The sequence below is a fragment of the Devosia sp. LC5 genome, from assembly GCF_000735585.1.
GTDB lineage: Bacteria > Pseudomonadota > Alphaproteobacteria > Rhizobiales > Devosiaceae > Devosia.
The window spans coordinates 47,851-65,346 of the sequence record NZ_JNNO01000016.1 but is presented as its reverse complement, the minus strand read 5'-3'; the positions used below and the strand labels follow the sequence as shown (position 1 = coordinate 65,346).

Sequence of the window (17,496 nt, the reverse complement as noted above, 5' to 3'; positions counted from 1 at the left end):
CCTCTTCTCCCCAGTTTTAGAGCAATTCAAGAGAGCGGAAGCGCGATGACGAACTCAGCCCAGCAGAACGATTTGGCCAATGCGATCCGGTCCCTTTCCATGGACGCGGTCGAAAAAGCCAATTCCGGCCATCCCGGCCTGCCCATGGGCTGTGCCGATATCGCCACCGTGCTGTTCACCAAGGTGATGAAGTTCGATCCCGCCGACAGCAAATGGGCTGACCGCGACCGTTTCATCCTCTCGGCCGGCCACGGCTCGATGCTGCTCTATTCCAGCCTCTACTTGCTGGGCTACGAAGACATGACCATCGACCAGGTCAAGAACTTCCGCCAGCTCGGCAGCAAGACCGCCGGCCACCCCGAACATGGCCATGCCACCGGCATCGAGACCACCACCGGCCCGCTCGGCCAGGGCCTCGCCAATTCGGTCGGCTTTGCAATTGCGGAAGCCAAGCTCGCTGCCGAATTCGGCTCCGACATCGTCGATCACCACACCTGGGTGCTGGCCGGTGACGGATGCCTCATGGAAGGCATTTCCCAGGAAGCCATTGCCCTGGCCGGCCACCTCAAGCTCAACAAGCTGACGGTGATCTGGGACAATAACTCGATCACCATCGACGGCGCCGTGTCCAATTCGGACAGCACCGACCAGATCGCCCGCTTCAAGGCGGTGCAGTGGAACACCATCGAGATCGACGGCCACGACCAGGACGCCATCGAAAAGGCGCTGCTCGCCGCCAAAAAGAGCGACAAGCCGACCCTGATCGCCGCCAAAACCACGATCGGTTTCGGCGCGCCCAAGAAGGCTGGCACCGAAAAGGTACATGGCGCCCCGCTCGGCGCTGAGGAACTGGCCGGCGCCAAGGCCACGCTCGGCATTACCTATCCCGCTTTCGAGATCCCCGCCGAAATCCTGTCCGCCTGGCGCGCTGCCGGCACCCGGAGCCAGAATATTCGCGGTGAATGGCAGTCCCGCCTCGCGGCCCACCCGCAAAAGGCCGAGTTCGAACGCCGCATGAAGGGCGATCTGCCTGCCGAATTCAAATCGGCCATCGACGCCTACAAGAAGAAGCTGGTCGAGGATAAGCCAAAGGTTGCGACCCGCAAGTCGAGCCAGATGGCGCTGGACGTGATCAACGCCGTACTGCCCGAGACTCAGGGCGGCTCGGCCGACCTGACCCATTCGAACCTGACCAACACCAAGGAAATGGTGCCGTTCCAGGCCGATAACTACCTTGGCCGATACATGATGTATGGCATCCGCGAGCACGAAATGGCAGCGGCCATGAATGGCATCGCGCTGCATGGCGGGCTCATTCCCTATGGCGGCACCTTCATGGTCTTTACCGACTATGCGCGCCCCTCGATCCGCCTTGCCGCGCTGATGGAAGTGCGCTCGATCTATGTCATGACCCATGACTCGATCGGCCTGGGCGAAGACGGCCCGACCCACCAGCCGGTGGAACACCTGACCGCCCTGCGCGCCATTCCGAACCTGCTGGTCTTCCGCCCGGCCGATGCCGTTGAAGCGCTCGAATGCTGGCAGCTGGCGCTGGAATCGACCCATGCGCCCTCGATCCTGGCCCTGTCCCGCCAGAACCTGCCGGCCCTGCGCACCGAATACCAGGCCGAAAACCTGTCGGCCAAGGGCGCCTATGTCATTGCCGGCGACAAAAATGCTGACGTCGTGATCTTCGCGACCGGCTCGGAAGTCGCCATTGCCGTCGAGGGCCAGAAGCAACTCGCCGAACAGGGCATTGCCGCCAAGGTCGTGTCGGTTCCCTCGATGGAATTGCTGGCCAAGCAGTCCGATGCCTACAAGGCCGAACTCTACGGCAATGCCAAGGTGCGCGTCGCCATCGAAGCCGGCATCGAAATGAGCTGGAGCAAGCTGCTTGGTGACAAGGGTCGCTTCATCGGCATGCACAGCTTCGGCGCCTCCGGCCCGATCGACGCGCTCTATTCCCACTTTGGCATTACGGCGAAAGCCGTTGTTGAAGCCGTCACCGCACAGTTGTAAGAGAGCCCCGCCTCCCTTTCCCACCTCCCACCTTTGAGGAGCCTCCTATGGCAGTTCGCGTCGCCATCAATGGTTTTGGCCGTATCGGCCGCAATATCCTGCGCGCCATCATCGAATCCGGCCGCACCGATATCGAAGTCGTTGCGATCAATGACCTCGGCCCGGTCGAGACCAATGCCCACCTGTTCCGCTTCGATAGCGTCCACGGCCGCTTTCCCGGCGAAGTGAAGGTGGATGGCGACACTATCGATGTCGGCCGTGGCCCGATCAAGGTAACCGCCGTCCGCAACCCCGAAGAGCTGCCGCACGCCGCCATGGGCGTCGATATTGCGCTCGAATGCACCGGCATCTTCACCACCCGCGACAAGGCGGCCATGCATCTCAAGGCCGGCGCCAAGAAGGTGCTGATCTCTGCCCCCGGCGAGGCCGCCGACCTGACCGTGGTCTATGGCATCAACCACCAGAAGCTGGCCAAGGAGCACATCATCGTCTCCAACGCCTCCTGCACCACCAATTGCCTGGCCCCGCTCGCCTATGTGCTGAACGAGACCGTGGGCATCGACAAGGGAATGATGACCACCATCCATTCCTATACCGGTGACCAGCCCACGCTCGACACCATGCACAAGGATCTCTATCGCGGCCGCGCTGCGGCCCTTTCCCAGATCCCGACCTCGACCGGCGCGGCCAAGGCAATTGGCCTGGTGCTGCCCGAACTCAAGGGCAAGCTGGACGGCGTCTCGATCCGCGTACCGACCCCCAACGTGTCGCTGGTGGACTTCAAGTTCATCGCCAAGCGCAACACCACGGCCGACGAGATCAACGAAATCGTGCGCAAATATGCCGATTCCAGCCTCAAGGGCATTCTGGGCTACACTATCCACCCCAATGTCTCGATCGACTTCAATGGCGACAGCCATTCCTCGACCGTGGCACTGGACCAGACCAAGGTGATGGACGGCAATTTCGTCGCGGTCCTCTCCTGGTACGACAATGAATGGGGCTTCTCCAACCGCATGGCCGACACGGCCGTGGCGCTGGGCAAGACGCTCTGACCTGATAATGGCGGCGCGTAGTGCCGCCATTTTTCTTAGGTGTGGTGACATGCCATGAGCCTGGACCGATCCATCCGTTGGCGGGGACTCGACCCTGTCAGTCTTGAGCATTGCCACGTCGTCTCGACCCCCCGCGACACTCGCATTCGTGGTGCCATCGTCACGCCGGCCTATGGCCTGTTCTACCGCATCAAGCTCGACGACACCGAGCGGGTTCGCACAGTGCGGCTCGAGCGCACCGATGGTGCGGTGCTTGAGCTGTTTTCCGACGGCGCCGGCAATTGGTCGGACGATCGCGCCGAACCGCTGCCCAGTCTGGCGGGCTGCATCGATATCGATATCTGGCCCACCCCGCTGACCAATTCGCTGCCCATCTGGCGCTGCCAATGGACCGTTGGCACACCGCAGCGTTTCGCCATGGCCTGGATCGACGGCGACGAGATGAGTGTGCAGCGCAACGAACAGATCTATACCCAGATCGATTCCGGCCATTTCCGCTTCCAGGGTGTCAATGGCTTCGAGCGGGTGCTCGAAGTGGATGGGGATGGCTTGGTCATAGACTATCCCGGCCTGTTTACGCTGGCGCCATAGCCGTCATCGCAGAGTCATCAAATCAGCCCAGAATCGGTCTTGTTCATGTCGTTGGGGGCACCAGCAACCATGTTCCAGATCATGCGGCACATCTTTGCGGGCATGCCGATTGCATCCGTCCTGATCGGCTTTGCCGGGCAACCGGCCATTCTGGCGCTGCCACCGGCGCTGACCGCCGGGTTTGTGCTGATCCGCGACCGCATCATCCGCCGCCGGGTCGGGCTGGCCGCCTGGCCTAGCGATGGCTTCGCCCGCCATGTGCTGGTCGATGATCTGGGCTGGCTGCTCCTGCTGACGCTGGCAGGGCTGCCCCTCTGCTTCCTCGGAACCCTGTTGCGCGGCGTCTTCACCGGCTCCTGAAGCCGCAGATTTTTGCCGCCCCGGCTTCCCCCTCCGCGCCTGCTCTGCTACGCCACGGCCTATACTTGCCCGGAGGCCCGACTGTGACCGCAACCTTCAAGACCCTCGACGAACTCGACCTGACCAACAAGCGCGTGCTGCTGCGGGCAGATCTCAACGTCCCGGTTGCCGACGGCAAGGTCAGTGACGCCACCCGCATTGAGCGGCTGGTGCCCACCATCCGCGAAATCGTCAAGCATGACGGCAAGGCCATCCTGCTCAGCCATTTCGGCCGGCCCAAGGGCAAGGTCGATCCCGAATTCTCGCTCGAACAGGTCTGCGCCGCCGTCGCCGACGAAACCGGGCACCCGGTGGGTTTTGTCGCCACCGACTGGAATGATGTTGCCGCCGCCAAACAAGCCATCGACGAGGCGCCGGCGGGCTCGGTTCTGGTACTCGAAAACACCCGTTTCCATCCCGGCGAGGAAGCCAACAATCCCGAATTGGCCCAGCGCATGGCCAGCCTTGGCGATGTCTATGTTAACGACGCCTTCTCGGCCGCCCACCGCGCCCATGCCTCGACCGAAGCGCTGGCGCATCTGCTGCCGGCCGCAGCGGGCCTCGCCATGCAGGCCGAACTCGAAGCGCTCGAAGCAGGCCTCGGCAAGCCGAAAAAACCGGTCATCGCCATTGTCGGCGGCGCCAAGGTTTCCTCCAAGATCGATCTGCTGGAAAACCTCGTGACCAAGGTCGATGGGCTGGTCATCGGCGGCGGCATGGCCAATACCTTCCTCCACGCCCAGGGCTATGGCGTGGGTAAGTCGCTGGCCGAAAAGGACCTGGCCGAAACCGCCCTGCGCATCATGGACAAGGCCGACAAGGCCAGCTGTGCCATCATCCTGCCGATCGACGCGGTCGTCGCCTGGCACTTCAAGGCCGACGCCCCCACGCGCCTTTATGGCGTGGATGCCATCGATCCCGACGGCATGATCCTGGATATCGGCCCCTCTTCGGTCGAGCGCATCAAGGGCGCGATCGATGAAGCCCACACCATCGTCTGGAACGGCCCCATGGGCGCTTTCGAAATGAACCCGTTTGATGCGGGCACCGTGGCCATCGCCAAATATGCCGCCGAACGAACCCATGCCGGCAAGCTGATCTCGGTCGCCGGCGGCGGCGACACGGTTTCGGCCCTCGCCCATGCCGGCGTCAAGGACGCCTTCACCTATGTCTCCACCGCCGGCGGCGCCTTCCTCGAATGGATGGAAGGCAAGCCCCTGCCGGGCGTGGAAGCGCTGAAAAAATGATCTCCATGGACAATGTAATGCATCTGCATTACATTGTTCGCAAAGGAGCTTTCTCATGGCGGCGAACGCACTCATCCAGACTCGCATTGACGCCGACATCAAGGACCGAGCAACTGCGGTTCTCGACACTATGGGCTTAACAGTCTCCGATGCGGTGCGGATTCTGCTGACGCGTGTTGCCAATGAAGGTGCACTGCCGGCGGGCCTTACTACCGACCCGGAGGCTTACGACAAGTGGTTCCGCGCAAAGGTGCAGGAAGCGCTGGATGACCCACATCCGGGTTATTCTTCTGAAGAAGTAGAAGCATTTTTCGCCGAGAAAAGAGCAGCAACGCTGCATGCGCTCAGCACGAAATGAGACTGCGGTGGACGGAGGCCGCAAGGCGGGACCGCGAACTCATCTACGCCTACGTTGAGGTCAGCAATTCGGCTGCCGCATTGCAGTTGGACGAGCGATTTCAGGAACGCGCTGATCAATTAAGGCAACTTCCTGGTCTGGGACGAATAGGGCGTGTGCCAGGAACGCGCGAGCTTTCAATTGCCGGAAGCAACTACATCCTCGTCTACCGGGTGCAGTCCGATCATGTCTGGGTACTCCGGGTCATGCACACTTCCCGCATCTGGCCGGAACCAGATTGATCCGCCATCCGTCTTTGGTCGAATAGCCCTAGGTCTAATCGAAGCCGGCGTGACGAAAGTCTAATCTGCCACCAAGTTCACCACTTGAGGCTGATATCCATGACGAAGTCGCTTAACGCCATCGCGCAGAAATTGATGGAATCCGGCAAGGGCATTCTGGCTGCCGACGAATCCGAAGGCACCATCGGCAAGCGTTTCGCCAAGATCAACCTGCCCAATACGCTCGATCTCCGCCGCGATTATCGCGAGATGCTGTTCCGCTCGACCAATGCGATGCAGAACTACATTTCGGGCGTCATCCTGACCGAAGAAACGCTGGAGCAATCGGCCGCCGATGGCACCGCGTTCCGCGCCATACTGGCCGATGCCGACGTCATTCCCGGCATCAAGGTCGATCGCGGCACCTTCCCCATGCCTGGCGACGGCGGCGAAAAGATCACCGAGGGTCTTGATGGCTTGCGCCAGCGCCTCGCCCGCTATGCCGCCCTGGGCGCCGGCTTTGCCAAGTGGCGCGCCGTCATCACCATCAATGACATCGCCCCCACCCGCAACAACATCCGCGCCAATGCCCATGCGCTGGCCCGCTATGCCATTCTCTGCCAGGAAGCCGGCATCGTGCCGGTGGTCGAACCCGAAGTGGTGGGCGATGGCGAGCCGGGCAACCATTCCCTGGAGCGCTGCGCGACCGTAACCGGCGAAGTGCTGGAAAACGTGTTCAAGGAATTGCGGCTGGCCGGCGTCGATCTCTCCGGCATGCTGCTCAAGCCCAATATGGTGCTGCCCGGCATCAATTCACGCGATCGTCCTTCGGTTGAGGACGTCGCCAAGCGCACGGTTGAAGTGTTGCGCGAGCATGTGCCCGCCGCCGTGCCCGGCATTGCGTTCCTCTCGGGTGGGCAGACCGACGAAGAAGCCACCGCGCATCTGTCGGCCATGAACCGGATCCCCGGCAAGCCTTGGCCGATGACCTTCTCCTATGGCCGCGCGCTGCAGAACGTTGCCCTGCGCACCTGGGCGGGCCGCCGCGAAAACTTCCCCCAGGCTCAAGCCGCTTTCAGCCACCGCGCCCACATGAATTCCCTGGCGGCGCTGGGCACCTGGACGGGCGAACTGGATCGCGCCGCCTGACATTGGAACTCCCTGCGACGGACCAATGTCGCATCTGGATGCGCGCCTCCCTCCCGGGGCGCGCATTTTCTTTGCGCTAGCCATGCCACTTCGCCTATTGCAAGAGCCGTCCCTTTTGTCGCCAAAATGGCGATCTATTGAGCACGCGCGTCGAGTATCCGGAAGCCATGGCCCCTCAGCTTTATCTCATCACTCCCGCTGCCGCCGATCCGGAAGGCCTCCCCGCTCTCCTGATGAGCGTGTTGAGCGCCGCCGAAATCTCTGCGCTACTGGTGCGCCGGGGCGACCAGGACGAGGCGGCCTACGCCGCCCTCGCCGCTAAAGTGATCAATATCGGCCAGGGCGCCGGTTGCGCGGTCTTGCTCGAAAACGACACCGCCCTGGCCAAAAAGCTGGGCGCAGATGGCGTGCATGTCACCACCGGCAGCAAGGATACCAAGGCCGCCATCTCGGCGCTCAAACCCGCCGCCATTGTGGGGGCCGGCAATATCACTAGCCGGCACGACGCCATGACCATGGGCGAACTCGACGTCGACTATGTGTTTTTCGGCCCATTGCACGGCCCGGCCGATGCCGCCGCGGCCGATTTGGCGCAATGGTGGGCCGAGACCTTCGAAATTCCCGCCGTGTTCAGTGATCCGGCGGCGACCAGCGGGCTGCATCACGGCGCCGAATTCCTCGCCCTTTCGGACTCCATCTGGTCCGCCCCTTCTCCGGCCGCCGCCATTGCCGCGATCGCCGCTTCGTTCGAGGAAACTGCATGACCCGGCTGCTCCCTGCCATCGCCTTGCTGCTGGCGCTCGCCCCCCTGCCCGCCCTGGCGCAGGACGAAGCGGCCGAGACCGTCAGCAACGAGGTCTTCGGCCCCCGCGCCAATGTGGACTATGCCTTCGGCGCGTTTCAGCGCGGCTATTTCCTAACGGCGCTCGAATATGCCCTGCCCCGCGCCGAAAAGGGCGATGCCGCCGCCCAGACGCTGATCGCCGAAATCTACGCCAAGGGCCTGGGCGTGACGCAGAATGATGAAAGCGCCGCCAGCTGGTACCAGCTGGCTGCCAATAATGGCGGTGTGCTCGCCATGTTCGAGCTGGCGCTGTACTATCAGGACGGCATTGGGGTGCCCAAGAACCGCGCGCGCGCCGCCGATCTGTTCAAGAAATCAGCCGAGGGCGGCTATATCCCGGCCAAATACAATCTGGCTCTGCTCCATGTCGAAGGCATCTACGCCTCGCCCAGCCTCACCGAAGCCGCAAGCCTGATGAAGCAAGCCGCCGACGCCGAATTGCCCGAGGCGCAATATGACTATGGCACCATGCTGATCGAAGGCGCGGGCCTGGCCCCCAACGATGTGGAAGGCGCCAAATACATCAAGCTGGCGGCCGAGCAGGACCTGATAGCCGCCCAGATCGACTATGCCACTCTGCTCTATCTCGGCCAGGGCGTGGAACAGAATATCGAGGAAGCCGCCATCTGGTATCAGCGCGCCGCCGAGGCGGGCAATGCCGTGGCGCAGAACCGCTATGCCAAGCTGCTGGCGGTGGGCGAAGGCGTACCGCTCAGCCTTGAGGACGCGGCCATGTGGCGTGCTTTGGCACGGCGGCAGGGGCTGTCCGACCCTTCTCTGGACCGGCTGCTGGTCTCCATCCCCACCGACGAATTGGCCAAGGCCGAGGAGCGCGCCCGCTTCTGGCCCTCCACCCCGCCAACGGCCGAAACCATTGCCACCATCCCCACCACGACGCCGGCGCCTGACGCCGGTCCGCAGGTGCTGCCGGCCCCTACCGACCCGGACGAAGCCCCCGCCACGCCGGCAGATCCCGCACCCCAACCGCAAAACCCTTGAACCTTTGGGCATTCTGGGGCAATAAGCCCGCCACACACGGGTTAAGCGCAGCGGGTCGTCATTCGGCCTCATGATGAGCCTGTCGAACTCCTGATCGAACGGGCATGGCGCGCGGATCCGGCATTTCGGCAAGCCCAGGATGAGGTTTGTTGCCAACCGGCCCCGTCGCCCCACAGCGAGAAAAGACTTTCTTCATGGCCAAGATCAACGGCAACGAAATCCGCCCCGGCAATGTCGTCAACCACCAGGACCGCCTCTGGGTCGCGGTCAAGGTCGATCACGTCAAGCCCGGCAAGGGCGGCGCCTATGCCCAGGTCGAGCTCAAGGCCATCCTTGGCGGCACCAAGCTCAACGAGCGCTTCCGTTCGGCCGAAACGGTGGAGACCGTCGAACTGGAATTCCGCGACTTCACCTATCTCTATGAGCAGGGCGACAGCCTGGTCTTCATGGATCAGGCCAGCTACGAGCAGGTCGAACTGGCCAAGGATTTCGTCGGCGAGCGCGCCGCTTTCCTGCAGGACGGCATGAAGATCACGCTCGAAATGCACGAAGAGACCCCGCTGGGCGTCAAATTCCCGGCCAACGTCGTGCTCGAAGTCACCGAGGTCGATCCGGTGCAGAAGGGCCAGAGCGTCTCCAGCCAGTTCAAGCCGGCGATCATGTCGAATGGCCTCAAGGTCATGGTGCCGCCCTTTATCGCCGTAGGCGAACGCATCGTCGTCGACACCACCGAAGCCACCTATATGCGCCGGGCAGACTGATCATGGCACGTTCCGCTATTCTCAACGTCATGGTTTCGGCCGCTATCAAGGCTGGCCGCTCGCTCACCAAGGACTTTGCCGAGGTCGAGAACCTGCAGGTGTCGCGCAAGGGCCCTGCCGATTTCGTCTCCAAGGCCGATTTGCGCGCCGAGCAGATCGTCTTCGACGAACTCAAGAAGGCCCGCCCCACCTATGCCTTCCTGATGGAAGAAGGCGGGGAAGTGACCGGCACCGATGGCCAGCACCGCTGGATCATTGATCCGCTCGACGGCACCACCAATTTCCTGCACTCGATCCCGCTTTTTGCCGTTGCCATCGCCCTGGAACGTGCCAACGAGATCGTCGCCTCGGTGATCTACAACCCCGTGCTGGACGAGCTCTATACCGCCGAAAAGGGCGGCGGCACCTGGGTCAATGATCGCCGCCGCCTGCGCATTGGCGGCCGCCGGCACCTGGCCGACGCCGTGGTCTGCACCGGCATCAAGACCCAGGGCACGGCCAATGATAGCCTGCAATTGCGCCAGCTGGCCGCCATCAATCCCGCTGTGGCCGGCATTCGCCGCTCCGGCTCGATTTCCATGGACCTGGCCTGGCTCGCTGCCGGCCGCTATGACGCGGTCTGGGAGGCCGGACTCGCCCCCTGGGACGTGGCACCCGGCCTGCTGATGGTCAAGGAAGCCGGCGGCACCATTTCCGACTTTGCCGGCAGCCCCGGATCGGTCTGGAATGGCCAGGTCGTGGCCGGCAATGAAGCCCTGCACGCAGCACTGCTGAAGCAACTCAAGCCGATCCAATAGCGACGAATCTGCGGCGGCCGGGCCTTGTATCTTGCTCGGCCGTTGCTCATCTATGCTGCCGGAGGCGTTTTCCCATGGCAGTGCCCACGCTCTATGACTGGATCGGCGGCATCGAGCCGTTGCGGCGACTGACCGCCGAATTTTACGCGCGCATCCCCGACGATCCGGTGCTGGCGCCGGTATTCGCCCATATGGCGGCGGACCATCCCGAACATGTTGCGCTGTTTCTCGCCGAAGTGCTGGGCGGCCCAGAGCTTTATTCGCGCGAACATGGCGGCCATCCCGAAATGGTGCGCCACCATCTGGGCCGGCATTTGAGCGAAGCCATGCGGCGGCGCTGGATCGGCCTGCTGCTCGATACCTATACCGATCTGGGCCTGCCGGCCGATCCCGAATTTGCCTCGGCGCTGGTTGGCTATCTCGAATGGGGATCGCGGCTGGCTGTCATCAATTCGGCACCCGGCGCAACCGTCTCCGAACAAGCGCCAATGCCCAAATGGGGCTGGGGCGAAACCGGCGGCCCCTATATTCCCAAAACCGACTAGCCGAGCGGCAGCAGTTCCTCGAACCAGTTCATGTCCTCAAAGCTGCAGAAGGCCGGTGCGCGCAATTCCAGCACCGGCGCCTGCACGCGGATCATGGCCAGTGCATCGTCCAGCATATCCTGCCAGCCGGGCAACGCTGCTTCGTCGAACCAGTCGATCAGATAGGCGAAGGTGATGTGGAATTGGTAGCTGTCGTGATCGGGGTGCCGATAGCCCAATAGGGCCGCAAGATCGTTGCGCCAGCCCGCCATGGCACGGCGATCGGCCTCGGTAATGCCCTGCACCACCAGCCCGGTGGGCAGCGCCCTGACGGCTTCTACGGCGAATGCCGCGCCACCTGCATAGGGGGCCAACCGCTCCAGCATCAACTCGGTCATCGTATCGACGGGCGTATCCAGCGGCACGCCTGCGGGCCAATAGGTGGGCTCGCGACAGGTCTCGATAATGCCCTGAAACAGCGTCATATGCAGGCTCTCCGGCGCCGTGAAGGCCAGCTGGCGGGCTTCGGGCATGTCGAGATAACGCTGACGCGCGGCGCGTAGGACGCGTTCGGTGTCGGAGCCTTCCTGCAGATGACACACGACGGTATTGCCACGCTCGGACAGGAAAATGCCGTCCCGGTTGTAGCGCTGGCCCAGATGGCGCGGCGCTGCGGGACGATGCGTGCGGGAAAATGCCTGTAGATCGGGCGAGATCATGGCCATGGACATGGCGGGGCTCCGGATGAGATGTGTTGGGCACAGCGCTACCTGTCCTGAACGAAACCTCTGTGACAGCGATGCCATCACACAAACCTTTGTCATTGCCCTGCCACGCTGCACTGACTAGTCTTGGCAGTGATTTGCGCGCATGAGGCAAGGTTCCGGCAAAGATGACGCAAGGCTACGATCCATACCATCTCGCCAGCCCGACTGTTTACCTCATCAAGATCCTGATTTTCCTGGTGCTGGTGGCGCTGGTTGGGGCGATCCTGTTCACCACGATCGTGACCTTCTTCTGGGCCAATCCGTTCATCAATTCGATGATCTTCCTGGCCCTGTTCGTTGGCATTTTCCTCAGCTTCCGTCAGATATTCCGCCTGTTCCCCGAGGTGAAATGGGTCAATTCGCTGCAGGACGGCAATGTCACCAATGTGCGCCCGCCCGTGCTGCTGGCGCCGGTGGCGGGCCTGCTGCGCGAGCGGATCGGGGAAGCGATCATTACGCCCTCCTCCATGCGCTCGATCCTGGACAGCGTGGGAAACCGGCTCGATGAGGCCAAGGATACCTCGCGCTACCTGACCGGCCTTTTGGTCTTTCTGGGCCTGATAGGCACGTTTTACGGCCTGCTCGAAACCGTCAGCAGCGTTGCCGGCGTGATCAATTCGCTCGACGTGACCGATGGTGATAGCGCGGCGCAATTTTCGAGCCTGCGCGAGGGACTATCCGCCCCGCTGGCCGGCATGGGCACCGCATTTTCCTCGTCCCTGTTCGGTCTTGCCGGCTCCCTTGTGCTGGGATTTCTGGATCTGCAGACCAGCCAGGCGCAAAACGCCTTCTATACCGATCTTGAGGACTGGATGACCTCGATGACCGAGCTGGACCATCCCGTTTCGGCCATGCAGGCCAATGCCGGGGGCCCCGAAATGCAGGCCATGTTCGACAAGCTCGGCAGCTCGATGCAGAACCAGAATTCCTCGCAAAACGCCATTCGCGCTATGGCCGAGCTGGCGCGCGGCATTGATGGATTGGTCAAGCATATCCGCACCGAGCAGGATGACCTGCGCAGGCATATTACCGACCAGGCCGAAACCAATCAGAAACTGCGCGAGCTGATCGAGGCTGTGCTGTCCCAGGCTGATAGCGAGCGGCGGAACTAATGCCAGGAGCCCGCTCCCGCCGGCGCATCGAGGCCAATTACTGGCCTGGTTTTGTCGACGCTCTGTCGAGCCTGCTGCTCGTCATCATTTTCCTGCTCTCGCTGTTCATGCTGACCCAGTTTTTTCTGAGCCAGGAATTGCAGGGCCGCGACACCGCGCTCTCCCGGCTCAATAGCCAGATTGCCGAACTGACCGACCTGCTGCAGCTCGAGCGGTCCAATTCCGATGATCTGACCTCCCAGATCGCTAATCTGACCGCAACGCTCGCTACCGCCCAGTCCGAAAATGCTGAGCTGACCGGCCAGCTTTCGGGTATCGGCGCGGGGCTGACCGGCAGGGATGAGACTATTGCGGGCCTCCAATCCGAACTTGCGGATGCACAAGACCTGTCGGACGAGGCCAATGCACAGATCACCCTGCTCAATCAGCAATTGGCCGCGCTGCGCACCCAGATCGGTGCGCTGGAAAACGCACTTGAGGCGTCGGAAAGCCGCGACACCGAATCGCGTACCCAGATCGCCGATCTGGGCCGCCGCCTCAATCTGGCGCTGGCCCAGCGCGTGCAGGATTTGAGCCGCTATCGCTCCGATTTCTTTGGCCGGCTGCGGCAAATCCTTGAGGGCCGCGCCGATGTCCGCGTCGTCGGCGACCGCTTCGTGTTCCAGTCCGAAGTGCTGTTCGATCCCGGCCAGGCCGATATCCAGCCCGGCGGCACACCCGACCTCGACGCGCTGGCCGCGGCCATCCTGCAGCTCGAAACCGAAATTCCGCCCGACATCAATTGGGTGCTACGCATCGACGGGCACACCGACAGGCGTCCGATCTCCAATGCTCGCTTCCCCTCGAACTGGGAGCTGTCAGCCGCCCGCGCCATCTCGGTGGCACAATATCTGGTAACCAAGGGCGTCTCGCCCAACCGGCTGGTCGCCGCCGGCTTCGGCGAATTCACCCCGCTCGATCCCGCCGACACCGACGAGGCCTATCGTCGCAACCGCCGCATCGAGTTCAAGCTGACGGAAGGCTAGAGCCCGCGTCAGGGGCACACCTCGTCCTTCGACAGGCTCAGGATGAGGTCTCCGGTTGGTCTGCGCTCTAGAAGTAGACCTCATGGTGAGCTTGTCGAACCACGAGGTCGTGGCACCTAAGCCAGATCATCCAGCCGGAATTGCAGCCGCGCCAGTTCGGCATAGCGGCCGCCCTTGGCGACCAGCTCGTCATGGGTGCCCTGGTCGATGATGTGGCCGGCGTCGAGCACCAGAATCTTGTCGGCGTCGCGAATGGTGGCCAGCCGGTGGGCGATCACCAGCGTGGTGCGACCCTGCATCAGATGCTCCAGCGCTTTCTGCACCAATTGCTCGCTCTGCGCGTCCAGCGCACTGGTCGCCTCATCGAGCAACAGGATCGGCGCGTTCTTCAAAATCGCCCGCGCGATGGCCAGCCGCTGCTTCTGCCCGCCCGACAGCATCACGCCGCGCTCGCCGACAATCGTGTCATAGCCCAGCGGCAGGTCGGTGACGAAGTCATGCACCAAAGCCGCCGTGGCCGCAGAAATCACCTCGGCATCGCTCGCATCGGGTTTGCCGAAGCGGATATTGTCGGCAATGGTGCCGGCAAAAATGGTCGGCTCCTGCTCGACATAGGCAAAGCGCTGCCGCAACTCGCTCAGCCGCACCTGGCGGATGTCGATACCGTCAACCAGGATGGCGCCGCTCTTGACGTCATAAAAGCGCTGCAACAGCGACAGCGTGGTCGATTTGCCCGAGCCGGAGGCACCCACCAGAGCCACGGTTTCCCCGCGCCCCACGGTAAAGCTGAGATCGGTCAGCACATGCTCGTAGCCGCCGGTATCATAGCCGAAATTGACTTGCTCGAACGCCACGGTGCCGAGCGGCGGATTGGGTAGCGCCACGGGCTTGACCGCTTCGGTGATGCTGGGCTCGGTATCGAGGATTTCAGTCAGCCGCTCGGTGGCACCAGCAACCGTCTGCAGGGTGCCCAGCACTTCGCTGACATTGGTCAGCGCGCCCGAGGCCATCAGCGCATAGACCAGGAATTGCGCCAGCTGGCCGGCGGTGACAGTGCCCTCGAAGACCGAACGCGCGCCCCACCAGACCAGAAACACGATGGCCGCCGAGCCGAGGAAAATCACCATACCCACCAGCACCGAGCGGGCCGCCAGGCGCTTGGTTTCGGCCACGTAGCTGGCTTCGCTGCGCTTGCCGTAATGGGAGGATTGCGCAGCTTCCTGGGTGAAGGATTTGACCGTGCGGGTGGCGCCCAGCATTTCGGTGGCCATGGCAGAGAGATCGGCCAGCGCATCCTGGGTGCGGCGCGACATGCCGCGCAGCCGGCGCGAATAGGCGATCAGCGGCAAAAGGATCAGCGGCGCAGCAATGACCACCGCGATGGTCAGTACCGGGCTGGTCAGCAGCATCATGATCAGCGCGCCGATAATGGTGACGATGGAGCGCAAAGCCAGCGTCATGCTGGAGCCCACCGCGCTGCGAATCGTCGCGACGTCGCCATTGAGCCGGCTGGTCAGCTCGCCCACCCGGTGGGTATCGAAGAAACGGGCATCCAGCGCCAGCAGATGAGAAAACACCGCCTGGCGCAGATCGGCCAGCACGCGCTCGCCAATGACCGAGATGAAATAAAAGCGCAGCCCGCTGGCAATGGCCATCACCAGCGCTATGGAGACGATCAGCCAGCCATAGCGGCCGACATTTTCCAGATTCTGCTCGACAAAGCCCTGGTCGATCGCCCCGCCCAACATGGCGGGAATGGCCAGCGAGGAAATCGCCGAGACGAGGAGAAAGAGAATAGCTAGAACCAGCCGCCACGGATAACGCAGCACAAAGGGCATGAGACGCCGCAAGGGTTGCAGCTTGCGCGGATTCATATTGGGCGTTTCGAGTAGTTTTTCGGCCCCGGTCGGTGCCTGGGTCGCCTGGTCTGTCATCGCTCGGATACGCCACTCTGGTGGAGTTGGGGTCCGGAAGAGCCCGGGCCGCGCTGCGGCTCCGATATAGGCGTTGCCCGAAATGCCCGCAACAGCTTTGTCCCGCGCAATTTTGCCACGCCCATGCCCTTGCAGACCGGGCCTGCTTTCTGTATGAAGCCGCCAACACCAGTTTTAGATGCTCTCCGGGCGCCACGGCGCCCGTTTGATTTGAGGCGATACCGATGAAGGCTGATATCCATCCGGACTACCACACGATCACTGTGGTCATGACCGACGGCACCAAGTACGAAACCCGTTCGACCTACGGCAAGCCCGGCGATACGCTGCAGCTCGACATCGATCCCAAGACCCATCCGGCCTGGACCGGCGGCACGGGCCAGCTGCTCGACCGCGGCGGCCGCGTCTCGCGCTTCAAGGAGCGCTTCAAGGGCCTGGGCATCTAAGCCAGTCCTTCTCGGAATTCGAAAAGCCCGGCCTTGTGCCGGGTTTTTTGTTTAAACTGTTGCATAGTGTGCCCGCCGGGCCATGGGCAACTAAGCCCGGCCGAACGCCGCCTTGAGGCGGGCCAGCTGATCGGCAATGCCGTTGGCGACGCCGATATCGAGTTCGGGCAGCTTGCCGCGTTCCAGCGTATCGAATTGCATCACCCGCTCGAACAGACGATCGCCCTTGTCGATGTAATCGCGCAGGGGCGCGGGCAATTGGGCATAGCCCGGCCCGCCGCGTTCGGATGGCGTGGCGGAGAATTTGACCTTCTCCTTTTCGGAGCGGGCATTTTCCTTGGTGATTTCGCCTTCATTGACCGCGCGCTGCAGCAACAGCCAGGAGGCCAGCTGCATCAGCCGCGTGGTCAGGCGCATCGATTCGGTGGCATAGAGGAACGAGGCTTCGCGGCCCAGGATGCGGCTATCGCCGCGGCCCTCGCCATCGAGATAGGCCGCAACCTCCTCGATTAGCGCCATGCCTTCGCGATACAGCAGGTCAAACCCGCCGGACGCCACGATGCGCGGCCCGATGGCAATCGCCTGGCCCTTTTCGCTCAGTTCCGTCACGCGACCTCCTCGCTCATCATTCCATGCTAGGCGCAAACGCTGCAAGCGTCACCCGCCACTTCGCATCAAGCTGAAAAGAGCTTTAAGAACATGATGATAGTGACGATAAAACGGCCCTGAAAAAGAAAAAAGAGCCGTAAGAACGGCTCTCGAAGTTAACAGGGAGGCGTCAAACAGAGGGAGAAACCACTCTGAAAAATTCAGAAGAACCTGAATAATGAGAGATTACCGCGCAAACATTAATTGCCGGTTAAAGCGTGTCGATTTCTTAACCCTGAAAATTTGCCTGGTGTTGACCGCTCCGCCACCCGGCCTATTGACACAGATTTGCCATCAAGATGAACGGCTAGAACTTGAACACCGCATCGGCCGCCTTGCGCGTGGCGCCGCGCGCTTCGATGGCCGCGCGCAGCCGGGTGATCTCGGCTTCGAGCAGCCCGATGCGCTCGCTCAATTCCTCCACCGACATGGTGTCGATCGGCATGCCCACTTCGTGGCGTTTTGGCTTGCTGACTTCCTCGTCATCCATACTCAGCCTCCTGTTGTTTACCCATTAGGATAGCGCACCGCTCTTGCCGGGCAAGATCACTTCGTCCAGCA

Annotated in this window: 19 protein-coding genes; 15 read left to right on the top strand and 4 right to left on the bottom strand. The window is 62.4% G+C overall.

Going from position 1 to position 17,496, the window contains the following annotated elements; genetic code table 11:
- The first annotated feature begins 45 nt into the window (after positions 1–45).
- The 12 genes from tkt to FF80_RS10465 all read left to right on the top strand — a co-directional run bounded on the left by tkt (position 46) and on the right by FF80_RS10465 (position 11,024).
- Entirely contained in the window at positions 46–2,019 is a 1,974-nt protein-coding gene (gene tkt, locus FF80_RS10525; RefSeq protein ID WP_035100072.1) for a transketolase, read from the top strand.
- Positions 2,020–2,066: 47 nt separating this feature from the next.
- The gene (gene gap / locus FF80_RS10520) at positions 2,067–3,074 is read left to right on the top strand and encodes a type I glyceraldehyde-3-phosphate dehydrogenase (RefSeq protein WP_035100071.1); all 1,008 of its coding nucleotides are present in this window, start codon (positions 2,067–2,069) and stop codon (positions 3,072–3,074) included.
- Between the two features lie 54 nt (positions 3,075–3,128).
- A complete protein-coding gene (locus tag FF80_RS10515; RefSeq protein WP_052153399.1) occupies positions 3,129–3,665 on the top strand; it encodes a putative glycolipid-binding domain-containing protein in 537 nt (178 codons plus the stop codon).
- Positions 3,666–3,734: 69 nt separating this feature from the next.
- Positions 3,735–4,025, top strand: a complete 291-nt coding sequence (locus FF80_RS10510; protein ID WP_035100070.1) for a hypothetical protein — start codon at positions 3,735–3,737, stop codon at positions 4,023–4,025.
- Positions 4,026–4,108: 83 nt separating this feature from the next.
- Positions 4,109–5,311 (top strand): phosphoglycerate kinase, encoded by a 1,203-nt coding sequence (locus FF80_RS10505; RefSeq protein WP_035100069.1) that lies wholly within the window; start codon positions 4,109–4,111, stop codon positions 5,309–5,311.
- Positions 5,312–5,366: 55 nt separating this feature from the next.
- The gene (locus FF80_RS10500; RefSeq protein ID WP_035100067.1) at positions 5,367–5,669 is read left to right on the top strand and encodes a type II toxin-antitoxin system RelB/DinJ family antitoxin; all 303 of its coding nucleotides are present in this window, start codon (positions 5,367–5,369) and stop codon (positions 5,667–5,669) included.
- A gap of 380 nt (positions 5,670–6,049) precedes the next feature.
- Entirely contained in the window at positions 6,050–7,078 is a 1,029-nt protein-coding gene (locus FF80_RS10490; RefSeq protein ID WP_035100063.1) for a class I fructose-bisphosphate aldolase, read from the top strand.
- Positions 7,079–7,215: 137 nt separating this feature from the next.
- The gene (locus tag FF80_RS10485) at positions 7,216–7,842 is read left to right on the top strand and encodes a thiamine phosphate synthase (protein WP_052153398.1); all 627 of its coding nucleotides are present in this window, start codon (positions 7,216–7,218) and stop codon (positions 7,840–7,842) included.
- Positions 7,839–8,921, top strand: a complete 1,083-nt coding sequence (locus FF80_RS10480) for a tetratricopeptide repeat protein (RefSeq protein WP_052153397.1) — start codon at positions 7,839–7,841, stop codon at positions 8,919–8,921. The genes FF80_RS10485 and FF80_RS10480 overlap by 4 nt, the downstream gene beginning before the upstream one ends.
- A gap of 194 nt (positions 8,922–9,115) precedes the next feature.
- Entirely contained in the window at positions 9,116–9,682 is a 567-nt protein-coding gene (efp, locus tag FF80_RS10475; protein ID WP_035100061.1) for an elongation factor P, read from the top strand.
- A gap of 2 nt (positions 9,683–9,684) precedes the next feature.
- Positions 9,685–10,479, top strand: coding sequence for an inositol monophosphatase family protein (locus FF80_RS10470; RefSeq protein WP_035100059.1), 795 nt, complete (start codon positions 9,685–9,687; stop codon positions 10,477–10,479).
- A gap of 74 nt (positions 10,480–10,553) precedes the next feature.
- Positions 10,554–11,024 carry a group II truncated hemoglobin gene (locus tag FF80_RS10465; protein WP_035100054.1) on the top strand — a complete coding sequence of 157 codons (471 nt, stop codon included), beginning with the start codon at positions 10,554–10,556 and terminating at the stop codon, positions 11,022–11,024.
- Here the strand turns inward: FF80_RS10465 and FF80_RS10460 are convergent.
- Positions 11,021–11,734: a DUF1868 domain-containing protein gene (locus FF80_RS10460; RefSeq protein ID WP_035100051.1), complete on the bottom strand. Its 714-nt coding sequence runs from the start codon at positions 11,732–11,734 to the stop codon at positions 11,021–11,023. The genes FF80_RS10465 and FF80_RS10460 overlap by 4 nt on opposite strands.
- Positions 11,735–11,895: 161 nt before the next feature.
- Here FF80_RS10460 and FF80_RS10455 point away from each other — a divergent pair, with 161 nt between their 5' ends.
- Together FF80_RS10455 and FF80_RS10450 are read left to right on the top strand one after the other, a co-directional pair.
- Positions 11,896–12,882: a hypothetical protein gene (locus FF80_RS10455; RefSeq protein WP_035100050.1), complete on the top strand. Its 987-nt coding sequence runs from the start codon at positions 11,896–11,898 to the stop codon at positions 12,880–12,882.
- Positions 12,882–13,907 carry a peptidoglycan -binding protein gene (locus FF80_RS10450; RefSeq protein WP_035100047.1) on the top strand — a complete coding sequence of 342 codons (1,026 nt, stop codon included), beginning with the start codon at positions 12,882–12,884 and terminating at the stop codon, positions 13,905–13,907. The genes FF80_RS10455 and FF80_RS10450 overlap by 1 nt, the downstream gene beginning before the upstream one ends.
- A gap of 116 nt (positions 13,908–14,023) precedes the next feature.
- On the opposite strand, the gene FF80_RS10445 is transcribed toward FF80_RS10450, so the two are convergent.
- Positions 14,024–15,841: an ABC transporter transmembrane domain-containing protein gene (locus FF80_RS10445; RefSeq protein ID WP_081917377.1), complete on the bottom strand. Its 1,818-nt coding sequence runs from the start codon at positions 15,839–15,841 to the stop codon at positions 14,024–14,026.
- Between the two features lie 224 nt (positions 15,842–16,065).
- On the opposite strand from FF80_RS10445, the gene rpmE reads away from it, so the two are divergent.
- The gene (rpmE, locus tag FF80_RS10440) at positions 16,066–16,287 is read left to right on the top strand and encodes a 50S ribosomal protein L31 (RefSeq protein WP_035100046.1); all 222 of its coding nucleotides are present in this window, start codon (positions 16,066–16,068) and stop codon (positions 16,285–16,287) included.
- Positions 16,288–16,377: 90 nt separating this feature from the next.
- On the opposite strand, the gene FF80_RS10435 is transcribed toward rpmE, so the two are convergent.
- The gene (locus tag FF80_RS10435; protein WP_052153396.1) at positions 16,378–16,896 is read right to left on the bottom strand and encodes a DUF1465 family protein; all 519 of its coding nucleotides are present in this window, start codon (positions 16,894–16,896) and stop codon (positions 16,378–16,380) included.
- A gap of 346 nt (positions 16,897–17,242) precedes the next feature.
- Positions 17,243–17,425: a DUF1192 domain-containing protein gene (locus FF80_RS10430; protein ID WP_035100044.1), complete on the bottom strand. Its 183-nt coding sequence runs from the start codon at positions 17,423–17,425 to the stop codon at positions 17,243–17,245.
- Positions 17,426–17,496 lie beyond the last annotated feature (71 nt).

Coding starts and splice junctions, on each gene's coding strand:
- FF80_RS10460 (WP_035100051.1), bottom strand. CDS start 11,734: ATGTCCATGGCCATGATCTCGCCCGATCTACAGGCATTTTCCCGCACG.
- FF80_RS10515 (WP_052153399.1), top strand. CDS start 3,129: ATGAGCCTGGACCGATCCATCCGTTGGCGGGGACTCGACCCTGTCAGT.
- FF80_RS10450 (WP_035100047.1), top strand. CDS start 12,882: ATGCCAGGAGCCCGCTCCCGCCGGCGCATCGAGGCCAATTACTGGCCT.
- FF80_RS10430 (WP_035100044.1), bottom strand. CDS start 17,425: ATGGATGACGAGGAAGTCAGCAAGCCAAAACGCCACGAAGTGGGCATG.
- FF80_RS10480 (WP_052153397.1), top strand. CDS start 7,839: ATGACCCGGCTGCTCCCTGCCATCGCCTTGCTGCTGGCGCTCGCCCCC.
- rpmE (WP_035100046.1), top strand. CDS start 16,066: ATGAAGGCTGATATCCATCCGGACTACCACACGATCACTGTGGTCATG.
- tkt (WP_035100072.1), top strand. CDS start 46: ATGACGAACTCAGCCCAGCAGAACGATTTGGCCAATGCGATCCGGTCC.
- FF80_RS10470 (WP_035100059.1), top strand. CDS start 9,685: ATGGCACGTTCCGCTATTCTCAACGTCATGGTTTCGGCCGCTATCAAG.
- FF80_RS10510 (WP_035100070.1), top strand. CDS start 3,735: ATGTTCCAGATCATGCGGCACATCTTTGCGGGCATGCCGATTGCATCC.
- efp (WP_035100061.1), top strand. CDS start 9,116: ATGGCCAAGATCAACGGCAACGAAATCCGCCCCGGCAATGTCGTCAAC.
- FF80_RS10445 (WP_081917377.1), bottom strand. CDS start 15,841: ATGACAGACCAGGCGACCCAGGCACCGACCGGGGCCGAAAAACTACTC.
- FF80_RS10490 (WP_035100063.1), top strand. CDS start 6,050: ATGACGAAGTCGCTTAACGCCATCGCGCAGAAATTGATGGAATCCGGC.
- gap (WP_035100071.1), top strand. CDS start 2,067: ATGGCAGTTCGCGTCGCCATCAATGGTTTTGGCCGTATCGGCCGCAAT.
- FF80_RS10500 (WP_035100067.1), top strand. CDS start 5,367: ATGGCGGCGAACGCACTCATCCAGACTCGCATTGACGCCGACATCAAG.
- FF80_RS10455 (WP_035100050.1), top strand. CDS start 11,896: ATGACGCAAGGCTACGATCCATACCATCTCGCCAGCCCGACTGTTTAC.
- FF80_RS10465 (WP_035100054.1), top strand. CDS start 10,554: ATGGCAGTGCCCACGCTCTATGACTGGATCGGCGGCATCGAGCCGTTG.